An 11,034-nucleotide genomic window follows, 5' to 3' on the forward strand; every position below is an offset into this window, starting at 1 on the left:
ATATCATTTGATAAAGAAACTAAAAAAGCATGTATTGAAAAAACTAGCTGTGTAGGATGTGAAGTATGTTCACAAATATGTCCAAAACAAGCTATATATAAGGGGGATAAATAAATGACAAAGAGCGTACTTTTAGTTGGAGTTGGGGGTCAAGGTACTATACTTGCAAGTAAGCTTCTAACAATTGGTCTTATGGAATCAGGATATGATGTAAAGATGAGTGAAATACATGGGATGAGTCAGCGTGGTGGATCTGTATCTTCTCAAGTTAGATATGGTGATAAAGTTTATTCTCCAGTTATAGAAAAAGGTGGAGCAGATGTTTTAGTTTCATTTGAAAAAATGGAAGCATTAAGATGGTTAGATTACTTAAAAGATAATGGGAAAATAATAGTCAATGACTATCAAATAAATTCAATGCCAATATTAAATGGAAAAGCTGAATACAAAGGAAAGGAAATAAGTGAAGAGTTATTGAGAGTAGGAGCTAAATTAATAAATGCATCAAATAGTGCTATTGAACTTGGAAACCCAAAAACGATGAATATAATTTTACTTGGAAGCTTAGTGAAATCTATGAACCTTGAACATATTGACTGGAATCAAATTATAAGTGATAATGTAAAAAAGGAGTTTGTAGACATAAATATAGAAGCATTTAAAGTAGGAATGAATTTAGTCAAAGGGGAGTAGTTTATGGGGTACAAAATATTAGCGATTAATCCAGGTTCAACATCTACTAAAATTGCAGTATATGAAGATGAAAATATGCTTTTTTCGAAAAGTATAAATCATAGTGCAAATGAATTAGAAAAGTACAATAGTATAACTGATCAATTTGAAATGAGAAAAGAAAGCATTTTAAATATCCTTCAGGAAAACGATTTTAAAAAAGAGGAATTAGATTCTATAGTGGGAAGAGGGGGGATACTTCCGCCTGTAAAATCAGGAGCTTATTTAGTAAATGATGTTATGGTAGATAGGTTGAAGAATAAACCTATAATAGAACATGCATCAAACTTAGGAGCGCTTATTTCTTATGAAATAGCTAAAGAAATAGGAGTAAATGCATATATATACGATAGTGTAGCAGTTGATGAATTAGATGATGTAGCTAGAGTATTAGGGTTTCCAGAAATAAAGAGAAACTGCTTGAGCCATGCATTAAACTCAAGAGCTATGGCTATTAAATTTTCAAAGGAAAACAATAGAGATTATAAAGATATGAATTTAATATTAGCACACCTTGGAGGCGGAATAACTATAGCTGCACATAAAAATGGAAAAATGATAGATGTAGTTTCTGATGATGAGGGTCCATTTTCTCCAGAAAGAAGTGGAAGAATACCTGTTAAAAAGGTTGTAGATATGTGTTTTAGTGGAAAATATACTCAAAAAGAAATGATGAAAAAAATTAGAGGAAAAGGTGGCATAGTAGGGCATTTAAATACTGTAGATATTAGAGAAGTTGAAAAAATGATTGAAAATGGTGATGAAAAAGCTAAATTAATATACGATGCTTTAATTTACCAAGTTGCAAAGGGAATAGGTGAGTTATCTACAGTTTTAGATGGAGATGTAGACGCAATAATTTTAACTGGAGGAATTGCATACTCTAAAAATTTAACTAAAAAATTAAGTGATAAAGTAAGGTTTATTGCACCTGTAACTGTACTCGCAGGAGAAAATGAGTTAGAAGCTCTTTCTTATGGAGCATTAAGAATTTTAAAAGGCGAAGAAAATTATAGAGAATATGAAGAATTAATCGAAGATTTAAGTTTTAATTAAAATAAAAAGAGCTGACTAATATATTAACAGAGGTCAGGTATCCATGTATATTTTGCTCCATGAAAGTTAAAGAACACTTTCAAAATGTCGCTAAAACATACATGGATACCATTCCCTATATATTACAATCAGCTCTTTTTTATTTTGTAAATAATATAGTGGGAGACTATTTAGTTACAAAAGTTTCGCAAGATGCATCTTGCATGTTTATTTGAACAGACTCAGCCTTACAGCATCCATTGCTATTGTGCTTACAGTGATCAGCACCACAAGAGATAGAATGAGTTTTAGCACAAGTACATTCTCCAGAACAGTTAGTGAATGAACTTGATGCTTTATCTTGGTAAGTTGCACAGTTTGTTTGAGATGTTGTTTTTGCTCTTGAACCTTTTACTTGAATTCCAGATGCATAACAGCCTCCACTGTTGTTATATGCACAACTTGTAGATGAACAGTTTATAGGATTTGACATATAAATACCTCCAAAATAAAATAAATTCATAGTCAGTTGACTATGAATTTATTATTTGTTTATTTTAAAAAAATATTAGTAGTATATAAATTTAATTTCTTAAACAATTTTCACAAAGTACATTTACATCATCGAAAGTTTCTCGGCCGAAATTATCATTTATATGATAAACATTTAAATTGTCACTACATCCACACTTAGAACATTCATAGTCGTTATAATCTAAAGCTTTTTCTTTAAATAATTTCCAGTGCAGAGAGTTTAAGTAAGATGCATAATCAACTTGAATAGCTGACTCTAAAAACTTCAAATATAAAGTATCTAAATCAACATGATTTAAATTAGTATATTCTGGGCTAAAATCATTACATGAATCTCCATTTAAAGGAGTACTATTTGAAAGCACACATTTTATATCATAAGTAAAATCATCATTAGGACCTTCTAAAGAAAGATGATTACAATAGGATCAACATTTTTTAGGTAGTTTTTCCTCTAAAACTTTTATCTTTGTATTCATAAATTTATCCTCCCCCAAATGGTTATTTGTACAAGTATATTAAAAAAAGTAGAACATTATGATAAAAATGATATGACAAAAATTTTATTTCAAAGGATTATCAAAATATTAAAACGAAATAGTTAATATTAAAAAATTATTTTTGGAGAATAAATATGAAACCTATTGAGTTTAATAAATTAAGAAAAATTGCTAACAACGAAGTTAATAATAGGCTTAATGATAAGAATATAAAAGATATAAGTTCTTATGAATTTAATAAATATATAAAAATAGATGAGATTTTGGATTCGAAAATTGTTAAAAACACACAATTTGAAAATAGAAAGATAAAGGATATGCAATTTGAAAATATAGAATTTATAAATTGCAGTTTTGAAAATAGTATATTCATAAATTGCAAATTTAATAAAGTTAGGTTTATAAATTGTAGCTTTAAAAATTCAATATTAAGATACAATCAATTAAATAATTTTACAACTGAACATAGCAACTTTAAAAAAAGTATTTTTATTAGCTGTCATATAGATTTTATGACAATTAAGGATTGTGATTTAAAATCATTTAAATTAACTGAATCTTATATATATAACTTAGAATTCGATGATAGTTTAGTGACTAAGTTTAATGAAGATACATTCTTTGACGAATTAAATAATGAAAGCTATGAAAGTTGTTATAAATTTTATAGAGCTATAGCTTATAAATTTCAAGAAAATAATTTATTAGCTAAGTATGGTGAATACTTATATATTTACAAAACTATAGAACGAAAAACTTTAAAGGGAATAAAAAGATTTAAATCAGATGCACTTTGGTTAATTTGTGGATATGGAGAAAGACCGACTTATGCACTTATAACGTCTTTAGAACTTATATTTTTATTTACTATACTATATCTAATTTTTGGACTTAAAATAGGAAGTGAAATTATATCTTATAAAGAGCTGTTTTTTACAGAAAAATCAGCAAATGTTATGATAGATGATTTTGTGAGAGCATTTCATTTTAGTATAGTTACATTTACAACTGTTGGTTATGGAGATATAACGCCGTTTGGATATAGCATATTTTTATCAGGAATAGAAATGTTTTTAGGGGTAACGATGGTTGGTATTTGGACGGCAACGCTTGCAAGGAAAATAAATAGATAAAAAAATAAATAGAATATATCTATATAATAACGTATTTGTATAGATATATTCTATTTTACAATATCTGAAAACTCTATGTATAATAAAAGAGCTTGAGTGTAAAAAATTGTAAATTAAACGGGAAAAAAGAAAAAATAAGGAGGAAAAATGTCAAAAATTTTAGTAGAATTTATAAATACATGACCTACATGTGATGAGCATGGAATGCTAATAAAAAAGCTAGGGGAAGTTTACAAAGAAAAGATAGATATAAAATTATATCAAGCGGGAAAAGATTTTACTTATTTAAAAAAATACGGAATCATAACAAAAGGAACAATGATTATAAACCAAAGGAAAAAATATGATAGGCTTTCAAAGGATGTCATAGAAAAAGCAATAACAGAGGCTATAAATAATTAGGGGAGAATTAAATGTATATTTTAGATTTTTTCAAAGACGTACTACTAGCATCTATAAGTATATTAAATGGAGCTTCAGGTTGGCTAATAATAAGTTTTATAATAGCAGGTCTACTACATAATCTAATAAGTCCAGAAAAATTTCAAAAATCTCTTGGAAATAAAAAAATATCATCATTATTAAAGAGTACAGTTTCAGGAATGTTACTACCAATATGCAGTTGTGGAGTTATACCTATAGGAATAAGTATGTACTATTCTGGAGCTTACCTAGGTCCAGTTTTAGCTTTTATGACATCAACTCCAATTATAAATCCAATAGCAGTAGTATTAAGTTTAGGGTTACTAGGGCCAGACATAACTATTATTTATGTTATATCGGGTTTTGTCGTGCCAATAATAGTAGGACTTTTAGGAAACTACTTAGGTAAAAATGAATTATGTATAAACCAACAAGAGGATGAAGAAATAGCTATTGAGCTAGAAGAAGAAGAATTAAGCTTTAAAGAAAAAGTAATAGAAGGATTAAAATGGTCATTTTCTGAATTAGCACTTACAATTAGTAAATATGTTGTAATAGGAATGTTTGTTGCAGGATTTATAACAACAGTGTTTCCAAGTAGCATAATTCAAAAATACTTAGGAAATCCAGGGGTACTATCTTTGGGTAGTATAGCAGTACTTGCATGTATTATGTACGTATGTGCAGTTGGACATATACCATTTATTGCAGCATTAGTAGCAAGTGGAGCATCACCAGGAATAGCTATAACATTTTTAATAGCTGGAGCTGCCACAAATTTACCAGAACTTATAAGTATGTATAAAGTAATAGGAAAGAGAACTGTAGCTATATATTCTATAACACTTACAACTTGCTCGCTAGTTATTGGGTATATAACAAACTTCCTTTTAATGGGAAAGGCTACAAATATAAATATTAGTTATAAACAGGAATCTATAAGTATAGCTAATACTATAATGTTAAATATACCTGACTCTGTAAAATACCTATGCTCATTTATAATATTTATATTTTTCATAAAAGCTATAATGCCTAGCTTTAGAAAGGTTGTAAAAAATGAAGCGTAAAAAGATTTTAATAATACTTTCTATAATAGTTTTATTAATCGGAATTGCAGTATACAGCAAAGAGAAAAAGAAGCAAGAAAGTAACCTACCAGATGTAAATGAAGAGTATTTAAATTATTTTAAGGAAAATGCAAAATATGAAAAAATACTTACGTACACGCAAAAAGATATAAACAATGATAAAGTCGATGATTTATTAGTAGTTTATAAAAAAGGGAAAAACCACAATGAAATGGTTGGAATTATAAGTGATAACGAAAACGTTTATATGACAGAACCTATAAGAGCACCTATAGACGATATTTTAATAGAATTTAAAAATATAGATGATAAAGATGAGATAGAACTTGTATTATCTGGATCTAAAAATGGAAATGTAGGATACGCAATATATAGGCTAGAAAATAAAAAATTAGTAGATTTATTCGGAGAAGGCATGAATGCATGTTGCTAATATAAATTCAACAAAGGGGAAAATTAAAAGTGAAAATTTCAAAAAAGGTAAAGTCATTAGTACTAATAGGTGCAATAAGCACTACAGTTTTAACAGGATGCAGTAGCAAAGAAAACAAGCAAGAAACGTCAACAAAAGGAAGTTCAGATTATGCAATTAAATTAGGTTATTATAATTGTGACCATATGACAGCTGCGCCAGTTGCAGTAGATGCTGGAATTTACAAAGATTTAGGTCTTAATGTTCAAGCTGTAGGTAACGGAAAAGTTCCAGAAGCTATGGCAGCTGGACAAATGGATGCAGGATACATCGGAACTAAAGGGTTAGTTGGAGCTATCCCGAAAGGATCACCAATAGTTGTAGCTGCAAATAACCATAGAGGTGGATCTGAATACTTAGTAGTTGCAAATGATATAAAAGATCCTAAAGAATTAATAGGACAAAAAATAGCGTCAGATCCAGATGGAGATTTATTATGGACTACAGATTACAGTCCAGAAACAGGACTTCCAGTAGACTCATCTAAATATCAAGTTGTAAATATAGACTCTAGTAAAGATGCATACTTAGCATTAAAGACAGGTCAAATAAAAGCTTTTAGTACATGCGATCCATGGGGATCTGTAGCGGAAAAAGAAGGAGTTGGTAAAATAATTTCATCAACTCAATATAAGGAGAAAAATACAGGAAAAGAATACAATTGTTGTTCATTCTCATTAAATACTAACTTTGTAAAAGAACATCCAGATTTAGCTGAAAAAATGGTTTTAGCACACACAAAAGCTATAGAGTATATATACACAAACCCAGTTAAAGCAGCTAAAATATTTGCTAAAAACTATAGTGTAGATGAAGAAGTAGCATTAATGACTATATATAAAAAGACTGTAGGAGAAGGAAGAACTCTTACATGGAAAATAACTGGAGATGAATATAAAAATAATTTAGATATGTATAAAGATAATAAGGCATTAGATGAAATACCTGATTATGATAAAGTTGTAAATGATAAGCTTTTAAAATCTTGTGGAGCAGATGATTTTGATAAATTTATAAAAGAAAAAGTAGATCCAGTATTTCCTAAAGGTATGAGCTATGAAGATTGGAAAGCAAAGGCAATGGAGATAGATGGACAAAACTAAAAATATAATTTTAGGTTTAATTATTATAATAGGAAGCTTAGGTATATTATTTTTTAATCCTAAGACTGAAAAAATAGATGGAAATATAAGAATAGGGGTATCGGATGATACCTCTGGTTTTATCATTGATTATATGATAAACAAAAACTATTTTACAGATGTTGAAATCGAAAATTTAATAGAGCCATACTCTATAAATGATTGTTGAGCAAGTACAATGCAGTGGGCTCTGAGTTCAGAGCAAATAGATATGGCTATAATTTGTAAAGAAGCGGCGAAAAAATTTGTAGAGTATGATAAAAATTTTGAAATTGTAGATACTGTAGTTCAAAACTCTGATGTATTTTTAGTTAAAAATGAAAATATAAAAAAAGTAGGAGTTACACAAAATAGGAATTATCAAATTGATTTAGTAAAAGAGTATTATGAAAGTGCAAAGGAAGTACCTTTTATAAGTGGGGGACTAGCTTATGCATTAGAAAGCGATAAAGTAGATGCTATAGTAATTGATAGTATAAAAGCACTTGGTTTAAATGGGAAAAAATTTTCTACAGCAATAAATAAGAATTATGATACATATGTAATGGTTGTAAATAAATCATTTAAACAAAATAAATTATATGACCAATTTATAAAACTATATAACCAAAGTGTAAAAGAATTAAATGATGAAAACTTGTTTAAAAAAGAACTAGAAAAATATACAGATACAGAGATATCAAAAGAAGTTTGGGGTGAGTTTAAAAAGTGGAATTTAAAGTTTCTACAAATACAGAAATAAATAAAAAAAGAGGAATAAATAAAAAGTTTTTAGATGCATTTTATAAAATATTATTATTTATAGTGATAATAGGAATATGGGAAATAAGTGCACAAAGGATAGGAAGCTCACTTTTACTTCCTATGCCAATGGATGTATTTCACGGATTTATAACATGTATAACAGAACCTGAAATTGTAAAAAACGTATTAATTACTATGCAAAGAGTATTAAAGGGATTTATGTATGCTATGGGATTTGGACTTCCTCTAGGACTTATTATGGGGTTCTCATCAACTTTTGAGAAGGTATTTTCTCCAGTAGTAGATTCAGCAAGACAAGTACCTATAATGGCTTGGGTTCCATTAACTATAGTATGGTTTGGTATAGGAGATGGACCAACAATATTTTTAATAGCTTTTGCAGGAGTATTCCCTATAATCCTTAATACAATTCAAGGTGTTAGATCTATATCAAAAGATTATTATAACGCAGCAAAAAGCATGGGAGCATCTCCGTTTGTAATATTTACTAATGTAATGCTACCAGCAGCTCTTCCAGATATTTTAACTGGAGCAAGACTTGCAATAAGTACTGGTTGGATGTCTGTAATCTGAGCCGAGTTTATAGCAACGAGTGCCGGTCTTGGTTACTCTATGGTACAAGCTCAAACAATGATGAATACAGAGCTTTTAATTGGACTTATGATATTTGCAGCATTAATAGGATTCATAATCGATAGGATATTAAAATTTATAAACAAGAGCCTTTGCAAATGGAGGTTTGATAATTAATGAAACTAAAAATAGACAATATAAGTAAAACCTTTATAAATAATAAGGTAGAACATAAAGTATTAGAGGATATAAACCTAGATATAAAAGAAGGGGAATTTGTATCATTACTAGGTCCATCTGGCTGTGGTAAAACTACATTATTAACTATAATAGGAGGCTTTCAAACTTGTGAAAAGGGTCAAGTTTTACTAAATAATAAAGTAGTAGATAAACCAGGTATAGATAGAGCATTTGTATTTCAAAATTATGCATTATTTCCTTGGAAAACAGTAAAAGGAAATGTTGAATTTCCAATGAAGCAACAAAAAATGTCTAAAAAAGAAAGAGAACAGAGATTAGAAGAACTATTATCAATATCAGATTTAAAGGGAAAAGAAAAGATGCATCCACATCAGCTATCAGGGGGAATGAAACAAAGGGTCGCTGTTATAAGAGCGCTGGCATGTAATCCAGAAGTCCTTTTAATGGATGAGCCTTTAGGAGCGGTTGATTTTCAAATGAGACAAAATCTTCAAGAAGAACTAGAAAATATTTGGATGAAAAAAAAGATAACTGCAATAATGGTTACTCATGATGTAGATGAAGCGGTATATATGAGCGATAGAGTTGTAGTTATGTCTAGAGATAAAGGGCGTATATTAGAAGATTTAAAAATAGATCTAGATAGACCAAGAGACAGAGAGAGCGAAGAATATCTAGAATATAAAAATAGATTAACAAAAAAATTATCAGCATGTTATGGAGTATAAAATTAAAATGGAAAATAACAAGTATAGAAGCTTAGATGAAACACAAAAAAATATTAGAGTATCAATCATGGATATGATAATACAAAAAGAAAGACCTGTAAGCCTAGATGAAAGTATAGCTTTTTTAGAAGATAAGCTAAAGCTAAAAAAAGAATATATAGAAGAAACGTTAGAATTATTTATAAATAAAAACATAATGGTAGTAGATGATCAAAAATGTATAAATTTTATATATCCAGTATCAGCTCATCCAACTATGCATAGAGTTAAGTTAGCAGACAATAGAGAGTTTAATGCAATGTGTGCAATTGATGCACTAGGGTGGAGATGTACTTTCAATCAAGATATAGATATAAAATCTAGATGTTATGTAACTGGAAATGAAATAAATATATCGATAAAGAATGGGAAGATAACAAGTTTAAATAATCCAAATTTAAGAGTACTTCATTTAAATTTGGATAAGCACGAAAATTGGGCAGCAAACTGTTGAAACATTATGAATTTCTTCTGGACGAAGAATGAGTTTGATAAATGGGTAAAAGAAAATGGATTTGAAAATGATGAAGATATATACTGCTTAGATATAAATGAAGCTATGGATGCTTCATATGACATATTTTATGTAGGCTAAAAAAGAAGCTACCTTAAACAGGTGGCTTCTTGCATTCTTCAAATAAAATTCATTTACTATTTTAAAATTTGTAGTATAATAATTACTTATATAAAAGTGATTTATCACGAAATTAAACTTTTAGGTATATATTAAACTTGTGCCTATATTGTGAAAGACAGGTGATGGCGGTATGAAAAAAATAGTATGCTTGCTACTAGTAGTAATGACTATGGGAGGTATGTATTATTTTTCTAGTCAAAAAGGAGATGTATCAAAACAACAATCTGATACAGCTGTTAATGTAATTGATAAAATTAGATCAGAAGTAAATTTAAAAGATCATAATATAATAAGTGTAAAAGAAAAAGTTTTTGATAAACTTAAGCAGTATGGAGATAAGGGATATATAGTTAGAAAAATGGCTCATTTTAGTATATATGCAGGTATAGGATTTTCTATAAGTTTACTTATATATGCGCTTAGTAGAAGAATATACATAGCTAGTATTGTAGCTATGATAGCAAGTATATCATATGCTTATTATGATGAGATGAGACAGTTAGCTGTAGCTGGAAGAGTAGGTAGCGTGAAAGATGTTCTTATAGACTCATCAGGAGCTCTTACGGGCATCTTAATACTGTTTGTAATAGTTATAGTGTTTAAAGGGATTAGAGGGTTCTTTAACTTTATATTTAAAAGACATAGTAAAGTTGTATAGGTTACTTCGTGGGATTATGTATAAGTTTCTTACAACAGGCTGGAAAAAAGCCTGAAATGTTTCGAAATTTACACATAATCCCACTTCGTTTTTTGTGACTTGAAATTGTATATAAAAAATGAGAAAGATTCTCAAAAGGACTAGAATATGATTGGTAATATTTGGTATAATTAGAAAGCTAATGATTTGTATTTACAATTTTAATAATAAATTATTAGCATTTATAGGGTTTATATCATTTTAAGGAAGGGAATTTAACGATGATAAATGAAGAAAGATTGCCTCATGTTATATTTAGGGTAGCTGATAATTTATATGCAATTGATAGTAGCGTTACAATTGCATTAACTGAGTTTCCTGATAATATAACT

At 28.8% G+C, this 11,034-nt stretch carries 15 protein-coding genes; 13 read left to right on the forward strand and 2 right to left on the reverse strand.

The window, feature by feature from the left end; genetic code table 11:
- Positions 1-33: 33 nt before the first annotated feature.
- The 3 genes from ACRDDE_RS06060 to buk are packed head-to-tail and all read left to right on the forward strand — an operon-like array spanning position 34 to position 1,788.
- Positions 34-114 carry a 4Fe-4S binding protein gene (locus tag ACRDDE_RS06060; RefSeq protein ID WP_438626291.1) on the forward strand — a complete coding sequence of 27 codons (81 nt, stop codon included), beginning with the start codon at positions 34-36 and terminating at the stop codon, positions 112-114.
- Positions 115-693 carry an indolepyruvate oxidoreductase subunit beta gene (locus ACRDDE_RS06065; RefSeq protein ID WP_438626263.1) on the forward strand — a complete coding sequence of 193 codons (579 nt, stop codon included), beginning with the start codon at positions 115-117 and terminating at the stop codon, positions 691-693. It begins immediately after the preceding gene.
- 3 nt (positions 694-696) lie between these two features.
- Positions 697-1,788, forward strand: coding sequence for a butyrate kinase (buk, locus tag ACRDDE_RS06070; protein ID WP_438626265.1), 1,092 nt, complete (start codon positions 697-699; stop codon positions 1,786-1,788).
- Positions 1,789-1,954: 166 nt separating this feature from the next.
- Here the strand turns inward: buk and ACRDDE_RS06075 are convergent, their stop codons facing one another.
- Positions 1,955-2,260: a DUF1540 domain-containing protein gene (locus ACRDDE_RS06075; RefSeq protein WP_438626267.1), complete on the reverse strand. Its 306-nt coding sequence runs from the start codon at positions 2,258-2,260 to the stop codon at positions 1,955-1,957.
- 91 nt (positions 2,261-2,351) lie between these two features.
- Entirely contained in the window at positions 2,352-2,666 is a 315-nt protein-coding gene (locus ACRDDE_RS06080) for a hypothetical protein (RefSeq protein WP_438626269.1), read from the reverse strand.
- 269 nt (positions 2,667-2,935) lie between these two features.
- Here ACRDDE_RS06080 and ACRDDE_RS06085 point away from each other — a divergent pair, with 269 nt between their 5' ends.
- The 10 genes from ACRDDE_RS06085 (at position 2,936) to ACRDDE_RS06130 (ending at position 10,663) form a co-directional block, all read left to right on the forward strand.
- Positions 2,936-3,934, forward strand: coding sequence for an ion channel (locus ACRDDE_RS06085; RefSeq protein WP_438626271.1), 999 nt, complete (start codon positions 2,936-2,938; stop codon positions 3,932-3,934).
- 147 nt (positions 3,935-4,081) lie between these two features.
- The gene (gene saoT, locus ACRDDE_RS06090) at positions 4,082-4,336 is read left to right on the forward strand and encodes a thioredoxin-like (seleno)protein SaoT (protein ID WP_438626273.1); all 255 of its coding nucleotides are present in this window, start codon (positions 4,082-4,084) and stop codon (positions 4,334-4,336) included.
- A gap of 11 nt (positions 4,337-4,347) precedes the next feature.
- On the forward strand, positions 4,348-5,427 hold the full coding sequence (saoE, locus tag ACRDDE_RS06095; protein ID WP_438626275.1) for an efflux transporter SaoE: 1,080 nt from the start codon (positions 4,348-4,350) through the stop codon (positions 5,425-5,427).
- Positions 5,417-5,881, forward strand: coding sequence for a Cys-Cys-COOH (seleno)protein SaoC (saoC, locus tag ACRDDE_RS06100; RefSeq protein ID WP_438626277.1), 465 nt, complete (start codon positions 5,417-5,419; stop codon positions 5,879-5,881). Before saoE ends, saoC begins: the two co-directional genes overlap by 11 nt.
- Positions 5,882-5,910: 29 nt before the next feature.
- On the forward strand, positions 5,911-7,023 hold the full coding sequence (gene saoX, locus ACRDDE_RS06105; RefSeq protein ID WP_438626279.1) for an ABC transporter substrate-binding subunit SaoX: 1,113 nt from the start codon (positions 5,911-5,913) through the stop codon (positions 7,021-7,023).
- Positions 7,010-7,804: an ABC transporter substrate-binding (seleno)protein SaoB gene (gene saoB, locus ACRDDE_RS06110; RefSeq protein ID WP_438626281.1), complete on the forward strand. Its 795-nt coding sequence runs from the start codon at positions 7,010-7,012 to the stop codon at positions 7,802-7,804. Before saoX ends, saoB begins: the two co-directional genes overlap by 14 nt.
- Positions 7,771-8,577 carry an ABC transporter permease subunit SaoP gene (gene saoP / locus ACRDDE_RS06115; protein ID WP_438626283.1) on the forward strand — a complete coding sequence of 269 codons (807 nt, stop codon included), beginning with the start codon at positions 7,771-7,773 and terminating at the stop codon, positions 8,575-8,577. Before saoB ends, saoP begins: the two co-directional genes overlap by 34 nt.
- The gene (gene saoA / locus ACRDDE_RS06120) at positions 8,577-9,329 is read left to right on the forward strand and encodes an ABC transporter ATP-binding protein SaoA (protein ID WP_438626285.1); all 753 of its coding nucleotides are present in this window, start codon (positions 8,577-8,579) and stop codon (positions 9,327-9,329) included. The genes saoP and saoA overlap by 1 nt, the downstream gene beginning before the upstream one ends.
- A gap of 7 nt (positions 9,330-9,336) precedes the next feature.
- Positions 9,337-9,963, forward strand: a complete 627-nt coding sequence (saoL, locus tag ACRDDE_RS06125; protein WP_438626287.1) for a MerB-like organometallic lyase SaoL — start codon at positions 9,337-9,339, stop codon at positions 9,961-9,963.
- Between the two features lie 172 nt (positions 9,964-10,135).
- Positions 10,136-10,663 carry a VanZ family protein gene (locus ACRDDE_RS06130; RefSeq protein WP_438626289.1) on the forward strand — a complete coding sequence of 176 codons (528 nt, stop codon included), beginning with the start codon at positions 10,136-10,138 and terminating at the stop codon, positions 10,661-10,663.
- Positions 10,664-11,034: the final 371 nt, after the last annotated feature.

This window comes from Paraclostridium sp. (assembly GCF_051656405.1).
Taxonomy (GTDB): domain Bacteria; phylum Bacillota; class Clostridia; order Peptostreptococcales; family Peptostreptococcaceae; genus Paraclostridium.